At 61.0% G+C, this 24,683-nt stretch carries 22 protein-coding genes and 1 tRNA gene; 11 read left to right on the top strand and 12 right to left on the bottom strand.

The features are described from left to right. Genes PG878_RS10520 through PG878_RS10510 form a run of 3 tightly spaced genes read left to right on the top strand, consistent with a single transcriptional unit; the run spans position 1 to position 2,062 of the window. The gene (locus PG878_RS10520; RefSeq protein WP_209029306.1) at positions 1–597 is read left to right on the top strand and encodes a DUF3299 domain-containing protein; all 597 of its coding nucleotides are present in this window, start codon (positions 1–3) and stop codon (positions 595–597) included. Then, entirely contained in the window at positions 584–1,243 is a 660-nt protein-coding gene (locus PG878_RS10515; RefSeq protein ID WP_244663847.1) for a DUF3299 domain-containing protein, read from the top strand. Before PG878_RS10520 ends, PG878_RS10515 begins: the two co-directional genes overlap by 14 nt. Before the next feature lie 12 nt (positions 1,244–1,255). Further along, positions 1,256–2,062, top strand: coding sequence for a hypothetical protein (locus PG878_RS10510; protein WP_244663848.1), 807 nt, complete (start codon positions 1,256–1,258; stop codon positions 2,060–2,062). A 121-nt stretch (positions 2,063–2,183) separates the two neighbouring features. On the opposite strand, the gene PG878_RS10505 is transcribed toward PG878_RS10510, so the two are convergent. Then, positions 2,184–3,101, bottom strand: a complete 918-nt coding sequence (locus PG878_RS10505) for a LysR family transcriptional regulator (protein WP_311163228.1) — start codon at positions 3,099–3,101, stop codon at positions 2,184–2,186. A 137-nt stretch (positions 3,102–3,238) separates the two neighbouring features. Here PG878_RS10505 and PG878_RS10500 point away from each other — a divergent pair, with 137 nt between their 5' ends. The 4 genes from PG878_RS10500 (at position 3,239) to PG878_RS10485 (ending at position 6,372) form a co-directional block, all read left to right on the top strand. Next, positions 3,239–4,456, top strand: coding sequence for an FAD-dependent monooxygenase (locus PG878_RS10500; RefSeq protein WP_209029307.1), 1,218 nt, complete (start codon positions 3,239–3,241; stop codon positions 4,454–4,456). Positions 4,457–5,005: 549 nt separating this feature from the next. Then, the gene (locus PG878_RS10495) at positions 5,006–5,551 is read left to right on the top strand and encodes a hypothetical protein (protein WP_209029308.1); all 546 of its coding nucleotides are present in this window, start codon (positions 5,006–5,008) and stop codon (positions 5,549–5,551) included. A gap of 74 nt (positions 5,552–5,625) precedes the next feature. Further along, positions 5,626–6,177 (top strand): 3'-5' exoribonuclease, encoded by a 552-nt coding sequence (locus tag PG878_RS10490; RefSeq protein ID WP_046932391.1) that lies wholly within the window; start codon positions 5,626–5,628, stop codon positions 6,175–6,177. Positions 6,178–6,269: 92 nt separating this feature from the next. After that, positions 6,270–6,372: transfer RNA gene (locus PG878_RS10485), tRNA-Ile, on the top strand. 3 nt (positions 6,373–6,375) lie between these two features. On the opposite strand, the gene PG878_RS10480 is transcribed toward PG878_RS10485, so the two are convergent. Continuing rightward, positions 6,376–7,002 carry an SEC-C domain-containing protein gene (locus PG878_RS10480; RefSeq protein WP_052757257.1) on the bottom strand — a complete coding sequence of 209 codons (627 nt, stop codon included), beginning with the start codon at positions 7,000–7,002 and terminating at the stop codon, positions 6,376–6,378. A 45-nt stretch (positions 7,003–7,047) separates the two neighbouring features. Continuing rightward, positions 7,048–8,100 (bottom strand): DNA-binding protein, encoded by a 1,053-nt coding sequence (locus PG878_RS10475; protein WP_046932389.1) that lies wholly within the window; start codon positions 8,098–8,100, stop codon positions 7,048–7,050. A gap of 273 nt (positions 8,101–8,373) precedes the next feature. Here PG878_RS10475 and PG878_RS10470 point away from each other — a divergent pair, with 273 nt between their 5' ends. After that, positions 8,374–9,954: an ATP-dependent nuclease gene (locus PG878_RS10470; protein WP_017160746.1), complete on the top strand. Its 1,581-nt coding sequence runs from the start codon at positions 8,374–8,376 to the stop codon at positions 9,952–9,954. Then, positions 9,932–11,029 carry a UvrD-helicase domain-containing protein gene (locus tag PG878_RS10465; protein ID WP_017160747.1) on the top strand — a complete coding sequence of 366 codons (1,098 nt, stop codon included), beginning with the start codon at positions 9,932–9,934 and terminating at the stop codon, positions 11,027–11,029. Before PG878_RS10470 ends, PG878_RS10465 begins: the two co-directional genes overlap by 23 nt. A 15-nt stretch (positions 11,030–11,044) precedes the next feature. On the opposite strand, the gene PG878_RS10460 is transcribed toward PG878_RS10465, so the two are convergent. The 9 genes from PG878_RS10460 to PG878_RS10420 all read right to left on the bottom strand — a co-directional run bounded on the left by PG878_RS10460 (position 11,045) and on the right by PG878_RS10420 (position 22,891). After that, positions 11,045–11,323 (bottom strand): hypothetical protein, encoded by a 279-nt coding sequence (locus tag PG878_RS10460; protein ID WP_017160748.1) that lies wholly within the window; start codon positions 11,321–11,323, stop codon positions 11,045–11,047. A 136-nt stretch (positions 11,324–11,459) separates the two neighbouring features. Continuing rightward, positions 11,460–13,115, bottom strand: coding sequence for a phosphoethanolamine transferase (locus tag PG878_RS10455; protein WP_017160749.1), 1,656 nt, complete (start codon positions 13,113–13,115; stop codon positions 11,460–11,462). Continuing rightward, entirely contained in the window at positions 13,096–14,001 is a 906-nt protein-coding gene (locus PG878_RS10450) for a cation diffusion facilitator family transporter (RefSeq protein ID WP_017160750.1), read from the bottom strand. Before PG878_RS10450 ends, PG878_RS10455 begins: the two co-directional genes overlap by 20 nt. An 86-nt stretch (positions 14,002–14,087) precedes the next feature. After that, a complete protein-coding gene (locus PG878_RS10445) occupies positions 14,088–17,243 on the bottom strand; it encodes an efflux RND transporter permease subunit (RefSeq protein WP_017160751.1) in 3,156 nt (1,051 codons plus the stop codon). Between the two features lie 10 nt (positions 17,244–17,253). Next, a complete protein-coding gene (locus PG878_RS10440) occupies positions 17,254–18,225 on the bottom strand; it encodes an efflux RND transporter periplasmic adaptor subunit (RefSeq protein ID WP_017160752.1) in 972 nt (323 codons plus the stop codon). Continuing rightward, positions 18,222–19,505 (bottom strand): TolC family protein, encoded by a 1,284-nt coding sequence (locus tag PG878_RS10435; protein WP_017160753.1) that lies wholly within the window; start codon positions 19,503–19,505, stop codon positions 18,222–18,224. Before PG878_RS10435 ends, PG878_RS10440 begins: the two co-directional genes overlap by 4 nt. Before the next feature lie 54 nt (positions 19,506–19,559). After that, entirely contained in the window at positions 19,560–19,940 is a 381-nt protein-coding gene (locus PG878_RS10430) for a hypothetical protein (protein ID WP_152412167.1), read from the bottom strand. Positions 19,941–20,290: 350 nt separating this feature from the next. After that, the gene (locus PG878_RS10425) at positions 20,291–20,908 is read right to left on the bottom strand and encodes a cation efflux transmembrane domain-containing protein (protein WP_209029309.1); all 618 of its coding nucleotides are present in this window, start codon (positions 20,906–20,908) and stop codon (positions 20,291–20,293) included. 24 nt (positions 20,909–20,932) lie between these two features. Beyond that, positions 20,933–22,891 (bottom strand): cytochrome c/FTR1 family iron permease, encoded by a 1,959-nt coding sequence (locus PG878_RS10420; protein ID WP_017160756.1) that lies wholly within the window; start codon positions 22,889–22,891, stop codon positions 20,933–20,935. Between the two features lie 90 nt (positions 22,892–22,981). On the opposite strand from PG878_RS10420, the gene PG878_RS10415 reads away from it, so the two are divergent. Continuing rightward, complete coding sequence (locus PG878_RS10415; protein ID WP_017160757.1) at positions 22,982–23,395, top strand: MerR family transcriptional regulator; 414 nt, start codon at positions 22,982–22,984, stop codon at positions 23,393–23,395. Then, complete coding sequence (locus tag PG878_RS10410; protein WP_017160758.1) at positions 23,392–24,663, top strand: site-specific integrase; 1,272 nt, start codon at positions 23,392–23,394, stop codon at positions 24,661–24,663. The genes PG878_RS10415 and PG878_RS10410 overlap by 4 nt, the downstream gene beginning before the upstream one ends. Positions 24,664–24,683: the final 20 nt, after the last annotated feature.

Genomic DNA, 24,683 nt, shown 5'->3' with positions numbered 1-24,683 from the left:
ATGACCCGCTGGATCCTTCCCTTGCTGGCGCTCGCGATGCTGTGCGGCTGCGGCCGGCAGCAGCAACCCACCGCTCCGGAAAAAGCGCAGGCGATAGCGGCGGCGCAGCCAGCACCGGCCAACGACGCCGCGATCGACCCGCCACTGGGCGAGCCCGACGCCGACGGCTATCGCGAGCTGGACTGGAGCGCGATGCTGCCGCCAGCCGAGCTGAAGGCGCTGGAAAACAGCGACGAAGCGCCGGTCAACCACACCGGCAAGCGTGCGATGCCCCAGACCGGCACCTACAACACCGTGGCTGCCGTGCTGGCGCGCAAGGTCCGCCTGCCGGGCTACGTGGTACCGCTGGACAGCGACGACGCCGGCCGCGTGCGCGAGTTCCTGTTCGTGCCGTACTACGGCGCCTGCATCCACGTGCCGCCTCCGCCGCCGAACCAGATCGTGCATGTGCGCCTGGACACCCCGATCGACCCGCCCGACATGTACAGCCCGTTCTACCTGACCGGCCAACTGCGCGCGGAAACCCTCCACGGCGAACTCGCCGGCACCGCCTACACGATGGAGCAGGCGCACCTGCATCCCTATGAAAAAGGCTGATCGCCATTTCCTGCTGGTTGCGATGCTATTTCTGCTGGCGGCTTGCCACGGCGACGGCGGGCAGGCCGGCACCACGTCGGCATCAGCACGCGCTGCGACGCATGCGCCCGCCCACACGACCGCAGCAGCCGACGCTGTCCCGGACACTGTCGAACGCTGGGAACAACTGGCGCCGGCCAACGACATCTACCAGCGTCCACCGCCGCGGATCAGCGCGTCCTGGCGAGGCGACGCCGCGGTGATGGACCAGCCGGCGCCGGTCGACGATGGCCCGTCGGTGGTCAACGGCATGCCGATCGACCATTCCGGCACCCAGCGCGCCGCGCAGTTCGGTTCCTCGCAGGTGGTGAAAGCGCTGGAAGGCAAACGCTTCGCCCTGGACGGCTACGTGGTGCCGCTGGAAAGCGACGACCAGGGCAAGGTCAGCGAACTGCTGTTCGTGCCGTTCTATGGCGCCTGCATCCACGTACCACCGCCGCCACCGAACCAGATCCTGCACGTGGTGCTGCGCACCCCGATCGACGTGCCGGAGCTATGGGACCCGTTCCACCTGCAGGGGCGGCTGCATCTGACCGACTTCAAGGCCGATATCGCCAATGCCACCTACGAGGCAGAGGACGCCACAATCGCCCCGGTGCAGGGCTGAATGCGTGGATCGATGCGCCTGAAGTCGCAGATGCTTTTGGCGATCGTGATCGCCGCCTGTGGGGTCATCGTTGCCGGCGGCGTGCTGTTGGCATTGCGCACGCGGGGGCATGTGGCGCCGAAAACGCATGCTGATGCGACCACGGCGATCCACCCGCCAACTGTGCCCGCATTTCATGTCGCGCCATTGTCCGACGATGCAGCCGACAAGCGCATCACCGCACTGCTGCACAGCGATCCCGCATTCGCGCGCGACGCCACATTCCTGATCGTGGCCAGCGTCCGCGAACGCTGCGCGCCGGCCCATTCTGGTGAACTGGCCAAGATGGCCAACCGCGCGCGCCTGCCGGTGCTGGCCGCGACGTCCGAGGTAACCGCACGCGAACACGACCTGGACCATCCGATCTACCAGGCAATCCAGCGCATCGCCGCCGCGGCACCCTGCGGCCGCACGCTCGACCTGACAGCGACCGGCCTGCGGCTGCAACTGGACCCGGAGCGCTATGCGGCCGCGTTCCCCGACAGCTACTACCAACCGACGCTGGACACCGTGCCGCACGAGTACGCCGGTCAACCGCTGGGCGCCCGCGCCGCGCAGGAATGCGAGTCGATCGCCTACGCTGTGCTGCCCCTGGGCCGGGATGGCTGGCAGTGCAGGGCGCTGTGGTCCGGCATGCGCCCGCGGATCGTCAAGGCCTGTGAGCAGGCCCGCAGCGAAGTCGGGCAGGGGGCGGGTGACGCGATTCCGCCGGAAGTCGCGAACTGGCTGACGCCGGTGGTGGCGGGTTTGCTGGAGAAGTTGCCGGAATCCTGTCGCTGAGCGCACACGTGCTTTTGCACGGCGGAAGCTACCGGCTGCGAACGGCAGGAGTTGGCAAAGACAGAAGTTCGCGAAGCAGCTGAGTAGGGGGGGCTCCCACGCCACGTTATCGCGTTGGGCCTTACGTTGACTTCCCCCCGAACACCAGCAGCCGCACCTGGATGAACTCCAACAACGCCCGAACCCGCGCAGTGACCGAATGCCGATGACTGTAGGCGCCAAGCAATTGCAGCGGTGCAGGGCTTAGATCCAGCGGCACTTCCTGCAATCGACCCGCGGCAAGATCTTCCTGGCATGGGTAGGCCGCAACGATCGCGAAGCCAAGCCCCTGGCGCGCACCTGCCACCGCAAGTTCACCACTGTTAACGCGGTAGCGGCCGCGCACAGGCACCTTCACGATCTCGCCCGCAGGATCGAGAAACTGCCAGGGCTGGCCCTTCAGCGCGCTCACGGTGGTGATGCAAGGCAAGGACTTGAGTTCGCGCACGTGACGCGGCGTTCCGGTTTGGGCCAATAGCGCGGGGGACGCGACCACAATGCTGGGCAACGTCGCCAGTTCGCGGGTGATGAACGCACTGTCATCCTGACGCCCGCGGTGGAAGACGATGGAGAGGTCCATGTCCTCGCGCAACACCTCCAGGCCGGTGAGGCGGGTGTCGCATTCCAGCTCGATGCCCGGATGGAGGCTGCAGAATTCCGCGAGGATAGGCGCGAGCAGCCTGGGCGCTTCGTTGGGCATGCACATCCTGAGGGGCCCCTTCAATTCGCGCTGGACTAAGCCAAGCTCCTCCTCCGTGGCCAGCAAGGCGTCGAGGACCGGCTTGGCGCGCGCGTACACCAGCTTTCCGGCTTCCGTCATGCGCAGATGGCGCGTGCTGCGTTCCAGCAAGCGAACGCCCAGCCTGCGCTCCAGCGCCGCGACGTGACGGCTGACATTGGACGACGGCAACGCCAGCAGGCGCCCAGCCCCGGAAAAGCTCTGCGCGTCGACGACGGCCACATAGACGCGGACTGCATTGAGGTCGAGGTCGCTGCGCACGATTATCCCAACTGGGGTATGAAATCCCGCCATTTTTGCATGCTAGTTGGCAGAATTGGCGAGGTCCAAGATGCACTCCCGTCCAACGGCTGCCCTTCAACGGCACGCCTGGACCAATTGAATCGGGATGCATCGGCATGGAGATCGGAATACTGGGTGGCGGCATCGCAGGCTTGAGCGCGGTTCTCGCGTTGCACAAGCAGGGGCACACCCTCCGCGTCTATGAACGTCGGAACGGGCCGGCGACCATGGGCGCTGGCGTGACGCTTTGGCCCAACGCGGGCTTTGTGCTGCAAGAACTCGGGTTGTTGGAGGATGTCGGGGCGGTGGGCGGTCGGCCATTCTCGGTACACCGCAAAGACGCAGCGGGTAACGCGCTGGGAGGCCTGGACATCACGCTGCTGGACCAACTCATGGGCTACCCGACCCATACGATCCTGCGCCGCGACTTGCAGGCGGTACTGCTGGACCACGTGGCACGCGCTGGTATCCAGGTGGAGTTCGGGCATCGAGCCATCGCGATCGACCTGGATGCCAACGGCAAGGCCGTCGCGAGATTCGAGAACGGCAAGAGCATCTGTCCGGATCTGCTCATTGGCGCGGATGGCCGAATGGGCTCGGTGGCGCGCAAGTTCGTCGCAGGGGACAACACGCCCATCTACCAAGGGTTCGTGAACTGGATCGGCGTTGCGCAGGGAAGTGGCGCGTTGGTCAGCGACCTCGCAATTCACGATTACTGGGGGTCAGGCGATCGCTTCGGTTGCGTACCGATCCGGACGGATCTGGTGTACTGGGCCGCCGCGCAGGCGCGGCCATTGCCTGAGGCGACGCCAGCAGCGGAGATGCGCAAGGACGTGATGGATCTGTTTGCAGGATGGCCCGAGCCTGTCGCCCGCCTCATCGAAGCCACGCCGGCGCACTCCATCCAACTGATCGCCGTGCACGACGTGGAGCCGCTTCACACCTGGAGCCGAGCAAATGTGCTGCTCGTCGGCGATGCGGCGCACGCGCCACTGCCGACCTCGGGCCAGGGCGCCTGTCAGGCGTTGGAAGATGCCTGGCATCTGGCGCGGTGCCTCGAAGAGGCCAGCGGTGCGCTGGATCGAGCATTGTCGCGTTTTGCCGCAATCCGCGGACCCAAGACCACGAAACTGGCAGATCAGGGCAGACTGTTCGCACGCGGCCTGTTCGCCCAAGACCGCGAAACCTGCCGTCTTCGCAATGCGCGCGCCAAGGCGTCCGATCCCTTGCGTGATGCGCAGGCCATGGCAGCGGGATGGTCGCAGGGGTTGCCGATGGCGGACTGCACAGACGCGGCGACGGCGAGCGGTGTTGGTAGTCTGTATCGCCTATGACAGACAGTCCTGATCAGATCTCCCTCGATATCTCCCGAAAGAAGCATTTCCATCGGATTGGAAGATCCATTTTATTGGGTTGCTAAGTCATGCTGATCAGAGACCTTCCACTTCATTGTCCGTGCTGTAGCTAAAAGACGCTTTCCGAGCGAGGGGTGTATGAGAGAGATTTGCGCCCCGTTGAGGTATCAGGCGGCCCGAATGGCACCTCGGCGTAACACGAGTCCGAGCCAACTATTAGGTATTTGGTTCGTGCCGTAGACAAGGCATCGCATGTATACATCCGCCCCTAGGTGAAGAGAGGTAAAGTGGGACTCGCCAAACCGGCTTCTAGCTAGGCTTAGGCCAACATCGTGAAATGTTCTTTTTTGGTATAGAGCAAGTGTGGCTGAGAAGTAATTAGGAAGATTTATCGGGGTGTAGGGTGGACCCCATCAAGAGCATTGGTGGCAAAGGAGTGCATCGAGACGGCGTTTTTTGCGCGATGTGCTAAGTGAGGCAAGAAAACCACGCGCGCTCGCCATATCCCAACTGAGGCAGGAGGTCATCGTGATCCTAGGCTTGGAAGAGAGTTACGAGGAGCTGGTCAACATTGGCTACGAAAGTATGCCGCTGTCACCGGATCAAGTGAGGAAAGACCCAATCCTTTCTTGCAGTGCAAGCATGTGCGACATACTCTTGGAGCATTCGCTCTCAGGGTTGTTCCCAGAAGTATGTGGCGTATGGGGGATCAAAGCTGATCGTCAAGCGACCGGGACGATTGAGTTTGAAGGAGAGCGTGTCATCATTCTTCTAACAGATGCGCTGTGTATGCACCTGCATCAGCTGAGGACCTTCGTAAGCACATCAAGCTGGTTGACTACACATCCTGACGCGAGGGGTCTTTACGAGGAATGCAAAGCTTACGTATCGCCTTCGCAGTGTGGCGAACTAGCACAGATGTATGGGCTTGCCGTCACGCTTGCTCATGAGATGGGCCATCGGATTGATCTCAGCCACCTTTCTGATATTGCAAAAATCGATCCAGTCGCACGCGAATCAGAGGGTTGGCAGGGAATCGTTACGAACACGGCCAGATCTTCGATAACCGATTGATGGATCGGTGAATTCTACCCTCGGCCGCACTTCCAGGGGCGGCCCTCCCCAGGGAGCTGTGGCACCATTCAACCATGACCACCACGTACTACTTCTTGGACACCGAGTGGGCCGATGTGACGGGCAGCGAGCTGGTGAGTCTGGCGCTGGTGAACGAAGGTGGAGACCGCCTTTTCTACGCTGAGCGAGCCAGCCTGCCCGAGGCTCCCACCGACTTCGTTCGTCAAAGCGTCTACCCGCTGCTAGACCGCGGCGACGCAGCCCTGGCTGATGCTGTCTTGACTACCGAGCTGCGCGCCTTCCTCAGCGAGGTCGACGCGCCGGCAGTGATGGCGGATTTCCCGAACGATCTCCAGCTGCTGCGGTACGCCCTTGATGGGTTTGAGTTACCCGATGACCAGGTTGCCGCGTGCGGGCCCCGGCCGGCGCCGGTCATGACACGCATGTCGAAGGAAGGTCTTCCGGGATTGCTGGTGGAAGATTGGTTCGCGGCCCATCCGGAACATAGGGCCAGGCGCCACCATGCCTTGGTGGACGCGCAGGCCTTGCGGATGGCTTGGCTGGTGGCGACCGACCGCATCCCTGCTCCGGCGTGGGCCCACTCCTACCGCCGCGCCCGGGGATAGCGGCATGGCGTCCATCCCCGGTATGCTTGCCCCATGAACCGCCTGAGCCAGCTCGACCTTCGAATACCGGCGTGATCGCATCGATCGATCACGCCCCTGTTGCTCATGATGGTCAGAGCGCCGGCCTTATACCCCGGTGAGAGCACGCGCCAGATAAGCGCGTACACGTTGGTTCGATTCCGACCAGGGGCACCACCGTCAACGACGGAAGAATGCTTCTACTTGCGTCCCATGACAGCGCTTGTACTTGCTGCCGCTGCCGCACAGGCACGGTGCATGCTCGCGCAATCCCGCACCGAGTGACTGGCCCAAGAAATCCCTCGCCTGTAGCAGGGGCTGGATTTCATCGGCGGGCACGCTGACCTCGCCATACTGGGATGATCGCTCGCCGCGGTTCATCACCCGGACGATCGCTTCGGACATCTGGATGAAGTGCTTGATCAGCAGGTCATCGCGTAATGGCATGCGGACGTTGTCGATGGCCAGGCCCTCGTAGCGTCTGCGCGGGTCCGGCACGAAGAGAATGCGCTTCTCGCCTTCGGGCTTTGGCGTGATGTCGATCATTTCCCCTTCAGGGCTGACCCACACCGCATGGAATTCTGCCTCGACCAGCACGTGCGGCCATTCCCACAGCTGCCACCCGCACAGCATCTGACCACCGTCGCGCGCGACCTTGGCCTGCACGTTGGGAAAGCACTCGCGCACGATCGCGTCGGCTTCCGGCCGTACATCGAGATAGACCGGTTCTGCGCCGCGTACGACCGAATCGGTTAAGCGCCGCACCGCACGGGTGATTTCCGGGGGTGTGGTGGTGACTACGCTCATGGTGAAGCTCCTTGCGATCGTGGCGCCTGATGTTCTCTTCCTAGGCTATGACCCCGGCGTCTCTTCCGATGAGATCCGCTTGGTGCCTTTGCCGCCGGCTCTGGCCGGCTGCAGCTGGGCCAACAGCGGCTCCAGAGTGCTCAGGCGCACTGTGGCGCGCAGGGTTTCCGCTTCGGCCTGCTCGCGTCGTTCGCGCTCCTGGGCCAGCTCGGTTCTGGCTTGTGCGAGGTCCTGCCGAGCGGCGTCCAAACTCTGAGCGTCTTGGCCCCAGCGCACCTGCAGCGCCTGGTGTTCGACCGCCGTCAGGCGCAGCGTATCGAGGTCGCCCTGTTGCGTCTGGATGGTCTGGCGCAGCTGCGCCACCTCCTTTTCCAATCGAGTGTGACGCTCCAGCCACTGGCCGTTCTCCCGGTTGAGCTGCACCAGGTCGTGGTTCTTGGCGGTCAATGCTTCGTTGGCCTGGCGCAGAGTGACCTGCAATTCCTGCACCTGGTGCTCGTGCCGGCGTTGCTCCTGCTCGCGTTGGTCTTTAACCGAGGTGCGGTAGTGCTCAAGGGCTTCCCTGGCATGCTCGTGCTTCTGCTCCAGGGAGCGCGCGTGACTTTCGTGCTCTGCCAGCCGCGCAGTGAGGCCCACAATGCGTTCCTGCAGTTTTGCCAGCTCGGTGGTGCGGCTGGCCACCTCGCCCCTGGCGGCTTCGCTCGCCTCGCGTTCTGTCTGCAGAGCTGTCTCGGTGCGCTGAAGCTGCACACTGAGGTTCCCGGCCTCTTGCCGGGCCTGTTCCAAGGCTTGGGTGCGCTCGTGCAGCTCGGCCTGGAACCGTTCCTGTGCCTGCGCGACCATCGTTTCGGCGTCGACATGCAGCCGTTCGGCCAGACGACCGACCAAGTCCTGCAGGGCGTCGCTGATCGCGATTTTGGCGCCTGGGCCTTGCCCTTCCTCCACTTCCAGCTCCTTCAGGTAGCGGTGGATGGTGGTTTTAGACCCCGTGTTGCCCAGCGCTACGCGGACGGCGTCTACCGAGGGGTTCTTGCCTTCGGCCCGGAGGGTGTCCCGGGCACGCTGCACATCGCTTTTGTACAAGCCAGACCGAGCCATGCGTCCACTCCGGTTATTTCGTAATTGATTACATACCATGTAATTACGTACTATTCAACGTCAATGAGGGCCGAGCCTGCGGCCTAAACATCAAGCGGGATAATATGGAATTATCCCGCGTAACCGGCGTTTCGGCCATTTCAAGTCGTCAAAACGGTACGAAACCGCCCAAGGCCGGCGATCGCTGGGTAGTATGGCCCAGAGCGGAAAGGAGGCCAGCCGGGGTGCAAGCAGGCGCCGCCACCGAACTCGTTGGCCATCAAAGGACTGTGCATGCCGATCGAACGTATCGTCATCGACAACTTCAAGTCGTTTCGCCATCTGGACCTGCCGCTCAACGCCCACATGAACTTGGTGGTGGGCGATAACGAGGTCGGCAAGTCCACTCTGCTGGAGGCCATCCACGCGGTGGTCACCGGCCAGCTGCATGGGCGCAATCTCGCCTACGAGCTCACGCCCTACCTGTTCCATCAGCCGACGGTGCGGGAGTACTTCGCGGCGCTTGCAGCAGGCACGCCGGCCTCGCCGCCACGGATCTCCATCGAAGCCTATCTGGGCGGCGATGCCGCGCTGGCGTCGTTACGCGGCACCAACAACTCCCTGCGCCTAGATACCGCCGGCATCCGGCTGCTGGTCGAGCTCAACGACGACTACCGCGAGGAGTTCAACGCCTACCTGCAGCAGCACCAGGGTGCGGTCAGCCTGCCGGTGGAGTACTACACGGTGCGATGGTATTCCTTCGCCAACAATGGCGTCACCGCCCGCAGTATTCCGTTCGACTCGACCATCATCGACACGCACGGCATCAAGACCTTGTCCGGTGCCGATCGCTATATTGCCGGCATCATCGAGCAGGCACTGACGCCTGCGCAGCGCGTCTCGCTGTCGCTGAGCTTCCGTCGCATGCGGCAGAGTTTCTCCGAAGAAGCCGATGTGGCGGCCATCAATGCCTACCTGACCGAGCACACCGGGGACATCAGCCACCGAGCGCTGACGGTGGGGGTGGATACATCGCCGCGCTCAACATGGGAAACCAGCCTGTCTCCGTACCTGGATGAGCTCCCCTTCACCCAGGCCGGCAAGGGGGAACAGAGCGCGGTGAAGATGAAGCTGGCCATGCACGCGGCAGGGGCGGCCCACGTGCTGCTGATCGAGGAGCCGGAGAACCATCTGTCCTTCTCCAGCATGACCCAACTGATCGACAAGATTGCGACCCTCTCCACCGCGCAGCAGGTGATCATCGCCACCCACAGCAGCTTCGTGTTGAACAAGCTGGGCGTGGACAACGTGATCCTGTTCAGCGCGCAGGGCCAGATGAAGCTGGACCAGCTGCCGAGCGATACACACGACTATTTCATGAAGCTGCCAGGCCACGACACGCTGCGGCTGATCCTGGCCAAGCAGGCAATCCTGGTGGAGGGCCCTTCTGATGAGCTGATCGTGCAGCGTGCCTACAGCGACCACCACGGCGTGGCGCCGATGGCTCATGGCGTAGACATCATTTCGGTCAAGTCGCTGGCATTCAAGCGCTTCTTGCAGATTGCAGATCGGCTGAGAATTCAAGCCAAGGTGATCACCGACAACGATGGCGATATCGCCGTTGTGCAGGAACGCTACGCCGACTATCCCAACGCCATCTACTACGATTCCGACGAAAGCGCCCCGTCGCTGGAAGAGCAACTGATAAAAGCCAATTCTGTGTCCGAGCTCAACACCGTGCTGGACAAGTCATTCGCCGATGAGGTGGCGTTGCTCAAGTACATGAAAGGTCACAAGACCGATACGGCCCTGGCGATCTTCAACAGCCGGCACTCGATCAGGTTCCCGGACTATGTCCAGCGTGCCATCACCTAACCGGGTCCTGCTCTCAGCGGCCGGCTCGGGCAAGACCACGTTGCTGGTTCGGCAGGCCTTGGAGCGGCCTGGGCGCCGCATCGCGATTGTTACCTACACGCTGGAGAACCTTGAAGAGATCCGGCGCTCGTTTGAGGTTCACGCCGGCGCAGTCCCCGCGCATGTCACCTTGCACAGCTGGTATGGCTTTCTGCTGCGCGAGTGCATCCGCCCGTACCAAGCTGCGCTTTGCGCCGAGCCTCGGGTAGAGACGATCCTGTTCGTGGAAGGTCTCACCAACAATCGGGCCCCACGCACCCAAGCCGCGCGACACTATCTGGCGGGCAACCGGATGTATTCCGATCGGGCGGCCGACTTTGCTGTGCGATGCGATGAACTGACCCAAGGTCAAGTGATGGCGCGCCTGGCGGCCATGTACGACGAGCTCTACATCGACGAGGTCCAGGACCTGGCCGGCTACGATCTGGATCTGGTCGAGCGGCTGTTGAAGAGCGATATCGCCATTACGTTGGTAGGTGATACGCGGCAGGCGACGTATGCCACCAACTATGCGCAAAGGCATAGTCAATATCGCGGGCCGAACCTGGCAGCGTTGTTCCGGATTTGGGAAGCGGATGGATTATGCCAGCTCGATCACCGCCTCATCAGCTTGCGCTGTGTCCAGACGCTCTGCGACTTGGCCGACGCGCTCTACCCGCAGATGCCACGGACCGAGTCAGGCAATGGCGAGGTCACCGGGCACGATGGCATCTACCTCATCGCTCCCGAGCATGTGGCTGCGTACATGCAGGAATTCGCTCCCACCGTGCTTCGGTACGACCGGCGGCAAGCGTGTGATGGGTTGCCGGCCGTGAACTTCGGCCAGTGCAAGGGCCGGACCTATGGGCGTGTACTGATCTTCCCCAACGGGCCATTGACGCTGTACCTGCGCACGGCCGATGCATCCCGCGTCACCGCGCCACCGAAATACTATGTGGCCTTCACCCGAGCACGCCAGAGCGTGGCATTCGTGTATGCCGGCGCGTGTGCGCTGCCGGGTCATCAGCTCTATGCGCCTGCCAGCGCAGACGCATAGAGCCACGGGCAGCGATCACATCTTCTCTAACGGCGCGCCGGTGGGCGGCGGCGGTACCGGGCCCGGGTCGTTGAAGCACAGCATGACTTGATCAATGTCGAATTGATCGGCAAGCACCTTGGCAATCACGGCGTGCACCAGATTCAGATCGACCGAGGGCGCAGCGACAGTGATGGTGGCCGTGATCGCACGGCCATGTTCTTTCCCGGGGACCAGGCGTAGATCGTCCACCGCCTTCACACCGGGGTCGGTAAACATCGCCGCACGAACTTGTTCGATGTTCATCTCGTTCATAGTGTCGAGGACTCCAAGGCAGTGCAACAGACGCGGCTGGTAGGCCGCAACGCATCCACTCTAGAGCGCGGGAGCTCTGACAGGATATGAAAATGCAGCCCCATGCTTCGTGCCTCGGCAGTTCCTGACGGCCTCTTCATGATTTTGTACAACCTGCGAACACATCTTTGCGAGGGTCGTAGACCTTTGATCCAACTTGCATTAGACCCAGAACCGAATGAAAAAGATTATCGTGCGAGGCAGGTTCCCGAGCACGCCGCTCAAGACAAGGACGATTCAACCCGCGCCATCGGGCCATGCCTTCGGATAGCCACGTCAACATCGGAACTTTCATTTGGGTATCAGGCGCGATCGCATACGGCAGGCCATGCAGATACAAATTGCGTTCGCCTAGAGATTCACCGTGATCTGATAGATAAATCAACGCACTGTCGTGTGTGGTGACGCCCTTCAGTAGATCAATGGCAGCAGCTACCATCTCGTCAGTAGCCAGGATGGCATTGTCGTAAGCGTTAACGACCTCCTCGACGGTACATTCTCCTATGTCCGGGCTTCGACAATCCGGCGTGAACTTGCGGAGCCGCTGCGGATACCGCTGGTAGTAGCTAGGCCCGTGATTTCCTAATTGGTGGAGCACGATCACAACATCACCGGGCGAGCTAGCGATACGTTCTTGTAGGCCTTTAAGCAGTATCTGATCCATGCAGCCTTCGCTACTGCACAAGGCGGGGTCTTGCTGATCACGGAACGACTCAAACGGCAAGCCATCGCATACGCCCTTGCAGCCGCCTTGGTTGTCTCGCCAACTGACATCGGCGCCAGCTCGCGCCAGGATGTGAAGCAGCGACTCTGATCGTTCAATCTTCTGCTCATCGTAATTGCTGCGGCCAAACGCTGAGAACATGCACGGCAATGAGACCGCTGTACTCGATCCACAGGCCCGAACATTACGAAAGTTTGTAACGTCTTCTGTCACAAGCCTGGGGGTCGTCTGCCGTGAATACCCATTCAGGCCCCAGTTTTGAGCCCTGACTGTCTCACCTATAACGATGATCAGGGCATGAGGCCGCTGAGACGTGCTGTGTCCAGGTGTCAGGATCGCATCGGGCGCGAGCACAGTCCGAGGGCCCCGATATGGCCCCAAGCCATCCTTTGCAGCGACACGGACAAATGAGACCAGCAAGTTTTCGGGAGCAATTAGATGTCGCATTTCCCGATTGTTGTGCATTAGCGGCGAGATATCCTTAAATCCGGCGATTGCCGCGCCCACCAACACGACCAATGCGATGGCGACCGTACCCAATGCCCGCAGCAGCGAAGCGAGCGGCGGTCTCCAGGTCACCTGAACAAAGAGCAGCACAAGGATAGGGAAGCTAGCAGACCACGCCACACCCATAACTAGGTTGCGGGTCAATAGTTGGTTAGATTCGGATGCGTCTGTTGCCAGGATATTTCGCGCCATACCTACGTCGAAGTGCACGCCATACTGGAGCGAGAAATAGGACAGCACTGCAGTGATCAAAGTAAAACTGATCAGCACTGGCTTGATTGTCCAGCGTGTACATAGAAGTCGTACCACAATGACATTCAGAGCCACCATAACGAGCGCAATACAGACTCGGGATGTTGCGCCTGTGAAACCGTTCAAGGCCTCTGAGGCAGTGACTGCCCGCCAAAACGCGGGATTCAGCATCAGCGCCGCATAGACTGCGACGCTCCAGACTAAAAGTTCGGGACTGATAAGCGGTCGCTTCAGTAGCGCACGAGCGCGCTCATGAATGCCCATGCGCATTGCCCTCATCAGCGCATGACACTTGTTCAATCTGTAGGGTGATCTCCTCGATCCCAAATAGCTCATCCACAGTCGCGCTGAGTTCGCTCCGGACCTCATCTAAAGGAGCGCTCTCTTTCTGCAACACTACATGCGCGGTCAAGACCGGACGTTTGCTGGACAGTGACCATACGTGCAGGTCATGCACCTCGCTTACGTTGCGATTGCGTATCAGTGCAGCGCGCACGTCTTCGACTGCAACTCCAGATGGAGCACCCTGCATCAATACATGTGAGGCTGCTTTCAGCAAGGTCCACGTGCGCGGGAGCACCCACAGGCCAATCGCGACAGCAATGATGGGATCGATTAGCGTCCAGCCCGTGAATCGGATAATGACTGCGCCCACGATCACGCCAATGGAGCCCAGCATGTCGCTCCACACTTCCAGGTATGCACCTCTAACATTGAGCGAATCCCCACTACCTGCTTTCAATAGGCGCATCGAGATCAGATTGACGACCAGCCCAAGTACCGCCACTACAAACATGCCAGTTGAAGCAACCTCTGGAGGCTGCCGAAAGCGGCCCACTGCCTCCCACAGGATGTAGAAAGCCACAAGGAACAACAGGCCCCCATTGATCAATGCCCCCAGTGCCTCCATGCGAGCATAGCCATAAGTATTGCTGAGATCTGCAGGCCGCTTGGCCATGCGAACAGCGAACAAGGAGACACCGAGCGCGATGACGTCGGTCATCATGTGCGCAGCATCGGACAGCAAAGCGAGGCTATTAGTGATCAGCCCGCCGATGACTTCCGCGACCAGAAACGTGGCCGTCAGGACGAGCGCCCACCATAGTGGCTTCTCGAATTTGACCTCGGAAACACCGTGATCGTGGTTTCCACTCATTTGAGTTCTCCCATGGACCAGAGTTGAAGCTGGGCCCAGCCGATGGCCCCGGCCGTGACTTCACGGCAGGGGCAATACTGATTGACTTAGGACGCCGTGCTTGCGCGATTCGCAAACCTGCTATGTACCCAGCGATAAAGCACCGGCAGCACGACCAGTGTCAGCAAAGTTGATGAAATGATTCCACCGATCACTACCGTCGCCAACGGGCGCTGCACCTCCGAGCCAGCCCCCACATTCAAGGCCATGGGTACAAAGCCAAGTGACGCTACCAGGGCGGTCATCAAAACTGGTCGCAGTCGGCTTAGCGCGCCCTCGCGCACAGCATCCGCCAAGCTTGTGCCAGTTTCGCGCAAAGACTTGATGAAGCTGATCAACACAAGACCGTTAAGCACTGCCACGCCGGACAGCGCAATGAAACCGATTCCTGCCGAGATGGACAAGGGGATGCCACGCACGGTCAGCGCCAGGATGCCACCAGTCAGTGCCAGCGGTACTCCACTGAAAACGATTGCCGCATCCTTGATCGAGCCAAAAGCCATAAAAAGCAAAGCGAAGATCAACACCAGCGTCACCGGCACAACAATAGCCAACCGCTCGCTCGCTGAAATCAGCTGCTCGAAGCTGCCACCGTATTCCAACCAGTAACCACTCGGCACCTGCACCTTACTGCCCACTTGGCTTTGCAGTTCGGCCACAAAGCCACCCAGGTCGCGATCCCGCACGTTTGCAGTGACAGCGATGCGACGTTTGCCGTTGTAGCGATTGATCTGGTTAGCCCCTTCGCTTGCGATCACCTTGGCTACCTCACTTAACGGCACTGTCCGGGCAACACTGCCGGCTGCAGCACTAGCATCGGCGGGCAGAGGAATCGGCAGGCTCTCTATCGCAGCAGGATTCTGTCGTAATGATTCGGGCAGCCGGACTACCAGATCAAATCGACGGTCACCTTCAAATAGCTGTCCGGCTACTTCACCGCCCACGGCTGTGGAAACCGTACGTTGCACATCATCCGCACTGAGGCCATAGATCGCTAAGGCTCGCCGATCAGGTTCAATTGTCAGCAACGGAAGTCCGCTGGCCTGTTCGACCCTGACATCTGCCGCGCCGGCGACGTTCTTCGCAACTTGTTCAACCTTCTGTCCGATCTGCAGCAACGTCGCCAGGTCGTCGCCGTATACATTGATGGCCACGTCCGCTCGCACGCCCGAGATGAGCTCGTTCGTTCTCATCTGGATCGGCTGACTGAACTCATAGTTGTTCCCCGGAATTGTCTCTAAGCTTTTTTCCACCTCCGAGACCAGATCGGCTTTTAGTTTTTTGGGGTTGGGCCACTGATCGCGCGGCTTGATCATCACGAATGTATCGGCCACAGAAGGTGGCATGGGGTCAGAGGCTACTTCAGATGTTCCAATCTTTGAGAACACCCGTTCAACCTCGGGCATTTTCGCCAAGCGCTCCTCAAGGACTCGCTGCATCCCGATCGATTGCGTCAGGCTTGTGCCGGGTATACGCATCGCCTGCAGTGCAATGTCGCCTTCATCCAGGCTGGGTACAAATTCGCTGCCTAGCCGCGATGCCATTAATGCGCTGATGCCAAGTAACACCACAGCCGCAATGCCGACCAGCGCACCACGTCGTAGACTGAAGTTCAACAGTGGCTCGTAACCTCGCCGCATCCAGGCCATGATGCGATTTTCCTTCTCATCGACCTTCCCACTGAGCGCAAGGGCAATTGCGGCCGGCACAAAGGTCAACGACAAGATCATGGCACCCGTCAGCGCCAGCACTACAGTGATGGCCATCGGGTGGAACATCTTCCCCTCCACCCCTGTAAGCGCGAAGATCGGCAAATAAACCGCAGTAATAATGCCCAGGCCAAACAGACTAGGACGGATCACCTCGGCGGTCGCAGCTGCCGTTTCTTCGAAACGTTCAGCCAAGTCCATCTGACGGCCAAGATGGTGCTGGCGTTCGCCGAAGCGCCGTAAGCAGTTCTCGATGATGATGACTGCGCCATCAACAATCAGGCCGAAGTCCAGCGCACCCAGGCTCATCAGGTTGGCTGAAACCCCGCCACGGGCCATGCCAGTTAGCGTGAATAGCATGGCCAGCGGGATCACCAAAGCAGTGATCAAGGCCGCACGGAAGTTTCCTAGTAGCAGGAAAAGGATAACAATGACGAGTAATGCGCCTTCGATCAGATTTTTCGCCACCGTGCTGATCGTGCGATCCACCAGCACAGTGCGGTCATAGACCGGTGTTGCAGTGACACCCTTCGGCAAGCTCTTTTCTGCTTCTTTCAAGCGCGCCGCAGCGGCCTGTGCCACGTCACGACTGTTCGAGCCAACCAACATCACAACCGTACCCAGAACAACTTCGTGTCCGTTCTGCGTAGCTGCACCAGTGCGCAATTCTGCACCGTCCGCCACCTGCGCGATGTCTTGCACACGAATGACGGCCCCACCGCGGTTGGCCACGACGATCTGTTCGATTTGCGGGATGTCCGCCACTTGCGCTGGCATCCGCACCAAAAATTGTTGACCATTGCGCTCGATGTAGCCGGCGCCTACGTTTTGGTTATTTTTCTGTAGCGCTTCGACTAAACTCTCCAGAGTCAAGTCCAGTGAACGCAGGCGAGCCGGATCAGGCGTGATGTGCACTTCACGTTTGTAACCGCCGAGCGTGTTCACCTCAGTGACACCAGGCACGTTGCGCAATTGAGGGCGAATTACCCAGTCCTGCAGAGTTCGTAGATCTGTTGCAGTAAAAGGCGTGCCATCAGCTTTTCGTGCTTTTGGATCGGCATCGATCGTGTAGGAGAAGATTTCCCCCATGCCCGTGGCGATTGGTCCCAAGGTTGGCTCGATGCCGACAGGAATTTGCGACTTGACCTGTTGCAGGCGTTCGGCCACTTGCTGGCGAGCGAAGTAGATATCGGTGCCATCTTTGAAGACCACCGTAATCTGCGACAGTCCGTATCTAGAAATCGATCTGAAGTAATCCATTCTCGGCAAGCCGGCCATCGCCGTTTCGACCGCATAGGTGATGCGTTGCTCTGCTTCTAGCGGCGAATAGCCAGGCGCTGCCGTGTTGACCTGCACTTGGACGTTGGTGATGTCTGGGGTGACGTCAATGGGCAGCTGTTTGAAGCTCCACACACCAACCGCAATCAGCACAACAGTAAGTGCCATCATCAACCATCTGTGGCTGACGGAGATCCTAATAATTTTTTCTAGCATGTCGGTCTCCTTAGTGCTCGTGCGAGGCGCCAGACTTTTCGATGTCTGCCTTGATCAGGTAGCTCTGCTCAATGACAACCTCTTCGCCAGCTTTTAGGCCATCCAGCACCTCGACGACTCGCGCATCCTTCTCGCCCAATTTCACGGCGCGAGAGGAGTAGAGTTCTCCGGTGCGAACAAACACTGCTTCATGACCATCCATTGTCTGGATAGCTTGAAGTGGGACGACTACAGCGGCGTCGCGCGCGCGAGTCGCAATCTTGCCAGTCACTGCAATACCTGGGCGCCATTGGTCCTTAGCGTTATCCAATGTCAATCGCGCTACTGTGCTCTGTGATGCGCTGGCCGTGCCCGGCAGCACGCTGTCGATCGTAGTGGTGATCTGTTGTCCACCATATAGACTCTCTAACGTGACTTGCTGTCCGGGCCGCACGTCGCTGATTTGGCGCCCAAAGACAGTCAGGTCAGCCCACACTCGGCTGAAGTTAGCGATCTCAAACAAGGTCTGCCCCTCGGCCGCTCCGCCGCCTGTCTGCGCTTGACGACTTAGCACCACTCCCGAGATTGGCGAGACAACGCCATATGTGCTGAGGCTCAGATTGCTCTCAATACTGGCGAGATTCTGTCCTGCCGTGACTTTGTCGCCCACATTGACGCGAAGCGCCGCCACACGCCCTGGATAGCGTGCGCTGACGTGAGCCACGCTCCCATCGATGACCCGGATTACGCCTTGCACATCGATTTCATTGGCCACCTTGCCGCTGCCAACGACAGCGACTTTGACGCCGTTTGCCTCCGCATCCGCAGCTGAGATCGTGGTCGATTCAACCGCTTCTTCTGCATGCCCGCCTGGCTCATCTCCCTGCGTGTTCGCAGGACCCGCACCGGGTTCGGTTTCTGTCGGCTGCTTCGAGCCTCCGCAGCCTGCAAGGGCAAGCACGAGAAACCACACCAACACGTTCATGGGGTTGGAGATTTTCATTTCGAAGGGGTATCCGTATTCGAGGCGCCTTGCGCCTTAACGATGGGTTGTCCCAGCAATCGCTGGATTTCGATGAGCGCAGCCTGTGCCGAGAGCGCCGCGTTGAGCTGACGCCGCCGCGCTTGGATGCGCTGGTCTTGTAACAACGCCCACTCCATGTAGCTGATGGCTCCTGCGCGCCAGGCCCGGTCGGCCGCAGTCTCGGCCTTTGCCAGTCGAGGCAAAACATCGCTCTGCAGTCGCTGCACTTCCAGCTGTGCAGTGCTGTAATCACCATAAGCCGTAGCAAGAGCTGAGTTCATTCCGACCAGCAATGCCTCGCGCTCCACGTTTGTTAGTGCCAGTTCTGCTTCCGCCGCACGTATACCTGGCTGTGCGCGACGCGACGCGCCTAGTGGAATGGTGAAGCCCGCCAAGATGCCGACGTCATTGCCACTGCGAAAGGCCCGGCCACCGACCTGCCATTGGATGTCAGGTGTGGCATCACTTCGGGCCAAGCGCAGCTGCGCCTCCCGAATGCGCCCTTCGCCGGCGAGCTGTGCTAGCTCTGGCGTACGCGCCAGAAAGCCACTCAACAGAGCGAAGTCCTCCAGGTTGGGCAACACCATGGGATCGCCAGACACCGCACCAGCGGCGGGGCTTAGGCTGTTCCAGAGCGATGAAAGCGATTGTCGCGCAGCCTTCTCAGCCTGATTAGCGCGATCGCGATCCAGCTCTGCCTCAGCCAATGCAGCTAGTGCCGTGAGCACCACCGACTCAGGAGATGCACCTGCCGCAAATCGGCGCTTGGCAGCGTCGACCGTACGGCGGCGCTGCTCGATGTCCAGCTCGGCAATCTCGCGTTGGCGTATAGCCGCAGCGACAGCCAAGTAGCGGCGTGCGGTCTCAGCCAATAGATCAAGTCGCGTTACTTCGCGCTGTGGCGCCAACTTGTCGATATTTGCTTGAGCCAAGGCTTTGCGCGCGTCAAGCTTGCCACCGCGTTCCAGCGTGCCGGCGAGCGTTACGGTGACTTCTGCCTGGTCGAATGCGCGATAGGCGCCAGATCCCAGGGCATTTTCGACCATTGCACCAATGGTCAGGGCAGGCTTGAAGCTTGCCGAGTCATAGTTGGCCTGCAGCACAGCACGCTGGCCGTCTACCAAGCGAAGATCGGGATGGGTCTGGGCGACATGTTCGATCGCCTGTTGAAGAGTTAACGTTTGACTAGGCACTTGCTCTTGCGCATAAAGCGCAGGCGCAAAGGCACAGGCGACCAGTGTCGCCAATCGCAACCACATGGGAATTCTCCGGAAAAGGTCAAAACAGTGATCGCCCGCAAGAGCGATAGACCATTACAGACCGATCGGAGGACGGATATCGAAACGAATGCGCACCGAACGTGCTTGCCACTGTCCGGACTCAGGCGCGCTGGCCGCCACTGCCAGTGGAAGACTTAATGCAAATGCAGATGGAATTGCACTTAGATGGCCACAGCAGTGAGAGGCGTGCATTAGAGCGTGAAAGAAGTCGCCGCCCTGACCATCTTCGTCATGAGCTGCATCCTGAGTGAGAACCTGCTCGTCACGATCGTGCAGGTGCTCAGCTAGGCCTCGCGCAGCTTCGTGCGTGTCACCTATGGCAGCGAAGATCGGGTTTATCTGCACCGCGAGCAGCAGCAACACCAGCGCCGGAAGGCGCAGGTAGCGGCGGAGTCGTGATGCGACAATAGACATTTGTAGGATAGTACTCAAAGCTCTGAGCGTTAGACAATTTCGTTTGAGCCCCTGATTACTCCAATACGTCAACGTCCACGCACTGAGCGCGGACACCCCAGCAGTAGCTGACGCGTGCTTTCCAGGCTTTAACAGATGCGATCGCCCAGCGGACCCCGGCTCAGCCGATATTGGGCAGCTGCGGACGTGGTATTTGCCGGTACTGACAAGGCCGAGTGACGCTCTCTGTTTCCAAAGGTGCGTGACGCAGCTTGCCCTCAAGTCCCAAGGGTTGGCGAGACATGTTGAGGTCCACCGTCAGGTGTGCCACCTGTAGCCCGCGTAGGCATTGCTTAGCCGGCCAAGTGCTGTCACGCGGGTAAGTTGCGCGCGTCGGCTCGAGCCCGGCGCGCGTCGCCCAAGATTTCGAAGGCTTCCTTGATCACGTATAGGCCGATTAGGGCGCCGATCACAAAATCCGGGTACGGGCTGGCCAGCCACCACACCAACAGGCCGGCCAGAATCACCCCAACGTTGGCCACCACATCGGCTCGGGTGAACAGCCAGGTCGCTCGCAGATGAACTTCGCCGGACTTCAATGGGGCGAGCATACGGAGCACTTTCAGATTCACCGCCAGCGAGACCAGAGCGGTACCTATCATCCAACCGCTGACCGGCTCGGCGCCGTACATCACCCGGCGGCCGACTTCGACCAGCACGCCTACGCCCAGCACCAGCAGCACGCTGCCACTGACCCACGCGGCGTTGGCCTTGAACCGCGCCGTGCGCCCGATAGCGACCAGGCCAATGGCATAGGCGGTGGCGTCAGACAGCATGTCCAGCGCGTCGGCCAGCAGCCCGGTGGAATGGGCAATCCAGCCGGCAATGCCGCCGATCACGGCCATCGCTGCATTCAGCACCAAGGCGATCCAGAGGATGCGCCGCTCCTCCTTGTTCTTGGCCTCGTGGTGGCACCCGCAATCACTCATGTCCTGGTCCTCTGCTGTGTTGTTTCATTGCTCGTTTGCGCCTGGCTGTCTACGCACACCGGAACGAGCATTGGCGAGGAACCCCACGATGGCGGCGGTGCCTACCAATACCTGCGCCAGCAGCGACTGCCAGGTGGGATACAGGCCGATCCATTCGATGCGCGGCAACGCGAGCGGTGTTTGAGAGATCCAGCCGGCTTCCTGCAACGCGGCCACGCCTTTACCGATCAGGATGACCGCCATCACCGCGATGAGAATCGAGCTGATCGAAAAGAACCGGCTAATCGGCAGTCGCCTGCTCATGCGCAGCATCGAGTACGCCACCGCGGCCAACACCGCGATTCCCGCCACCAGGCCTGCGAGGATGGCGGTGGACGCCTGGTCGCTCCACATCGCGATGTAGAACAAGATCGTCTCAAACACCTCGCGGTACACCGCGACAAAGGCCAGCATGAACAGAAAAACAGCCGAGCGCCGTGTCAGCGCGGTCGTCAGCTTGGCGTGCAGGTACTCCTGCCACCGTCCTGCAAGGCTCTTTTGGTGCATCCAGATGCCTACGCTGAGCAGGACAGCGGCAGCGAACAATGCCGAGACGCCCTCAGTGACTTCCCGGTTCGCACCGCTGATATCAACAAAGTAAGTGGCCACTGCCCAGGTAGCTGCACCTGCCAACAACGCGCAAATCCAACCCGCATGCACATACGGCAACACATCAGACCGCTCGGCTTTACGCAAGAACGCCACGATGCCAATCACGATCAACAGCGCCTCCAGTCCTTCGCGTACCAGGATGGTAAAGCTGCCCAGAAATGCGGTGCTGGCGCCTATTCGGGTGTCCTGCAGCGCCAAGTCCGCCCGATCAAACAGCTGGGCAATTTGCGCTGCCTGCCCGGCAACGTCAGCCGCGGGCGCATGCTGGTCCAGCTGCGCGCGGTAGCCTGCCATGGCCGTTTCGATCTCTCGCAGCAATGACGGATTGCGCGTGGCCAGCGTGGGCTCAAGCGGCTCTACTCCATCCAGATAGGACGAGAGCGCAAGCTTTTTGGCTTGAGCCAGGTCCTCAACAGCGTAAGCGCGCTGGCTGGCGGCCAGTTGCTGCCGCGCCACCGCAAAGCGATCGGCTCCTGGTACCGCTTCGTTGACAGCCTGTGGCTGCGAACGCAGGTAGGCGATGATCGCGTTTGCCTGATCAGCGGGCATCGTGGTGGCAAGATCGGCTTCCCGCGTGCGCGTCAGCGATTCGAGGGTGGGAATGCGTGCATGGGCCTCCGTACTGGTGCGCCATAACGCCTCACCTTGAGCCTTGGCTTGCGAGGAGTACCCCAAGCTGCCCACATAGAATGCCAACGCCCAGCGATCACTTTCTGACAGCCCAGAGAAGCTGACCATGCCGGTACCCGGCACACCCTGGGAAATGACCTCGTACAACGACAGCGGGGTGCGCTGCGCGGCGCGAGTGGCATCGGTGAACGCGATCGGCGGCGGACTTAACGCTTGCGCGGCGGGGCCATCACCGTGACCTGTGGGGCCGTGACAGGCCGCGCACTGCTGGCTGTAGATGGACGCGGCCTGGGAGGTTTTCGGCGGGCTCGCCGGAACCGCGCCGATCGGGTAGTGGGCCAACAGCGCCGTGCCGAGCCCGCGCGCCAACGTTGCTACCTGCGCAGGGTCGGCCTTCTCTGCCACCGCCTGGACTAGGCGGTCGGCCTGGGCCGTCAGCTCCTGCTGGTTCGGGCCACCGGGCAATGCCGCCAGCTGACTGCGGACGGCGCCAGCAAACTCGCTCATTTCGGCGTATTCGCTGGGGGCAATAACGCGGCCGGCCTGGACCGCGCCGGGGTAGTCGACCGCGATGTAATCGAGCATCTGCCACGTTTGGCGCAGGTCTGCTGTGGGAGGCTCCGCCTGAGCGGAAGCGGGCAGAACCCAGCCGATCAGCAAGGCAATCAGGCAGTAGCGAATCAAGGAGATGGGCAGTGGCATGGTCGTCACACGCAGCGGCGCGGCCGGAGTGGCGGCGAATACGAGCTCAGCGTAAAGTCCGTAGCTACTACGGAGTCAAGTGTACTACGAATGAAAATCAGTGAGGCTGCCGACGCCAGTGGATGCCACCTGGAGACGATCCGCTATTACGAGCGGATCGGCCTGCTGCCGCGCCCGGGGCGCTCGGGCAATGGCTACCGGGTCTATGGCCCGGCCGACATCGAGCGGCTGCGCTTCATTGCGCGCGGCCGGGACCTAGGCTTCAGCCTGGAGGAGGTCCGCAGCCTGCTGCAGCTGGCCGGCGATGAGGAGCTTTCGTGCGGCGACGTGGATCGGCTGGCACGCAGCCATCTGACGGACGTGCGGGCGCGCATGGCCGACCTGCAGCGCATGGCCAGCGAGTTGGAACGGGTGATTGCCAGTTGCCACGGCGGGCAGCGGGCGGAATGCACCATTCTGTCGACCCTGCGGCAGCCGGTCGCTGTGGAGGCCACGCGCCAGTGACCGAACTGGACCGCTACCTCGATGCGGCCACGCGCCAGAACACGGTGCGCAGCTATGCGTCGGCGCTGCGGCACTTTGAAGTCGAGTGGCAAGGCCACCTCCCAGCGACACCTGACAGCGTGGCCCGATACCTGGCCGCGTATGCGCAGACCCTGGCCACCAGCACCCTTCGCCAGCGCCTGGCCGCCATCGCCTCTTGGCACCGCGACCACGGATTTGTCGATCCCACCCGGTCGCCGCTGGTGCGCAAGGTGCTCAAAGGCATCCAGACCCTGCACCCCGGGCAGGTCAAGCAAGCCGCGCCGCTCCAGATTCGGCGGCTGGTCGAGCTCGATGACTGGTTGGCTGCAGCGATTGCTGCGGCGCATGCCCGCGGCGACGGAGCGGCGGCGCTGCGCCATCAACGCGACCGAGCGCTGGTGCTGCTCGGATTCTGGCGAGGTTTCCGTGGCGATGAACTGCTGCGTCTGGAAGTGGCCCACCTCACGCTAGTGCCGGGACAGGGGATGACCTGCTTCCTGCCGCGCAGCAAGGGCGATCGGCAGGCGGCCGGCGTCACCTATAAGGTGCCGGCGTTATCGCGGCTGTGTCCGGTGGAGGCGACCCAAGCGTGGCTGCAGGCGGCTGACTTGCAAGAAGGGCCGGTGTTTCGGGCGGTCAACCAATGGGGCCAGGTCAGCGCTGAAGGGCTCCATCCCAACAGTTTGGTGCGCCTGCTGCGCGAGTTGCTGGCCAGTGCCGGTTTTGCCGATGCGGGGCTCCACAGTAGCCATTCGCTGCGTCGAGGCTTTGCCAGCTGGGCCAACGACCAAGGCTGGGACATGAAGGCGTTGATGGAGTACGTGGGCTGGCGCGATGTGCAGTCGGCCATGCGCTACCTGAATGGGCGTGACCCGTTTGCCCGGGACCGCATTGAAGCGAGCCTACCCAGTCCAACCGCGCCGGTACCGGCGATGGCACTGCCGGCACCCGAGAGTAAATCTGCGCTGCAGCTCCGTCTGCGCATGGTGCTGACCCCGTTTGCCCGCGCGGGCCGCGGCGCGGCCAAGGCCCGGGGCCGGATTGAAGATATCTGCTTGGCTCCGTTCCAGGCTGTGCGTCTGAACACCGCCAGCAGCGAGTACCGGTTAGCTGTTCCCACCGATCCCGATCGGGATCTGGATGAAATCCTGGCCACGTTGCTCGATGACATGCACCGCATGGCCGATACGCACCAGTGTTTCCTGGAAGCGTCTCTCAATACAGACGACGGCCGGCATTGGGATTGATCCCCTCATAACCTTCGGAT

Source organism: Xanthomonas hawaiiensis, from assembly GCF_031834635.1.
Taxonomy (GTDB): Bacteria; Pseudomonadota; Gammaproteobacteria; order Xanthomonadales; family Xanthomonadaceae; genus Xanthomonas_A; species Xanthomonas_A sacchari.
The sequence above is the reverse complement of the archived record's forward strand: the minus strand, read 5'-3'. Positions and strand labels throughout refer to the sequence as shown.

What these genes read in the sequence shown, in the direction of transcription:
- PG878_RS10520 (WP_209029306.1), top strand. Translation starts at nt 1, where the DNA reads ATGACCCGCTGGATCCTTCCCTTGCTGGCGCTCGCGATGCTGTGCGGC.
- PG878_RS10515 (WP_244663847.1), top strand. Translation starts at nt 584, where the DNA reads ATGAAAAAGGCTGATCGCCATTTCCTGCTGGTTGCGATGCTATTTCTG.
- PG878_RS10510 (WP_244663848.1), top strand. Translation starts at nt 1,256, where the DNA reads ATGCGCCTGAAGTCGCAGATGCTTTTGGCGATCGTGATCGCCGCCTGT.
- PG878_RS10500 (WP_209029307.1), top strand. Translation starts at nt 3,239, where the DNA reads ATGGAGATCGGAATACTGGGTGGCGGCATCGCAGGCTTGAGCGCGGTT.
- PG878_RS10490 (WP_046932391.1), top strand. Translation starts at nt 5,626, where the DNA reads ATGACCACCACGTACTACTTCTTGGACACCGAGTGGGCCGATGTGACG.
- PG878_RS10480 (WP_052757257.1), bottom strand. Translation starts at nt 7,002, where the DNA reads ATGAGCGTAGTCACCACCACACCCCCGGAAATCACCCGTGCGGTGCGG.
- PG878_RS10475 (WP_046932389.1), bottom strand. Translation starts at nt 8,100, where the DNA reads ATGGCTCGGTCTGGCTTGTACAAAAGCGATGTGCAGCGTGCCCGGGAC.
- PG878_RS10470 (WP_017160746.1), top strand. Translation starts at nt 8,374, where the DNA reads ATGCCGATCGAACGTATCGTCATCGACAACTTCAAGTCGTTTCGCCAT.
- PG878_RS10465 (WP_017160747.1), top strand. Translation starts at nt 9,932, where the DNA reads ATGTCCAGCGTGCCATCACCTAACCGGGTCCTGCTCTCAGCGGCCGGC.
- PG878_RS10460 (WP_017160748.1), bottom strand. Translation starts at nt 11,323, where the DNA reads ATGAACGAGATGAACATCGAACAAGTTCGTGCGGCGATGTTTACCGAC.
- PG878_RS10455 (WP_017160749.1), bottom strand. Translation starts at nt 13,115, where the DNA reads ATGCGCATGGGCATTCATGAGCGCGCTCGTGCGCTACTGAAGCGACCG.
- PG878_RS10450 (WP_017160750.1), bottom strand. Translation starts at nt 14,001, where the DNA reads ATGAGTGGAAACCACGATCACGGTGTTTCCGAGGTCAAATTCGAGAAG.
- PG878_RS10445 (WP_017160751.1), bottom strand. Translation starts at nt 17,243, where the DNA reads ATGCTAGAAAAAATTATTAGGATCTCCGTCAGCCACAGATGGTTGATG.
- PG878_RS10440 (WP_017160752.1), bottom strand. Translation starts at nt 18,225, where the DNA reads ATGAAAATCTCCAACCCCATGAACGTGTTGGTGTGGTTTCTCGTGCTT.
- PG878_RS10435 (WP_017160753.1), bottom strand. Translation starts at nt 19,505, where the DNA reads ATGTGGTTGCGATTGGCGACACTGGTCGCCTGTGCCTTTGCGCCTGCG.
- PG878_RS10430 (WP_152412167.1), bottom strand. Translation starts at nt 19,940, where the DNA reads ATGTCTATTGTCGCATCACGACTCCGCCGCTACCTGCGCCTTCCGGCG.
- PG878_RS10425 (WP_209029309.1), bottom strand. Translation starts at nt 20,908, where the DNA reads ATGAGTGATTGCGGGTGCCACCACGAGGCCAAGAACAAGGAGGAGCGG.
- PG878_RS10420 (WP_017160756.1), bottom strand. Translation starts at nt 22,891, where the DNA reads ATGCCACTGCCCATCTCCTTGATTCGCTACTGCCTGATTGCCTTGCTG.
- PG878_RS10415 (WP_017160757.1), top strand. Translation starts at nt 22,982, where the DNA reads ATGAAAATCAGTGAGGCTGCCGACGCCAGTGGATGCCACCTGGAGACG.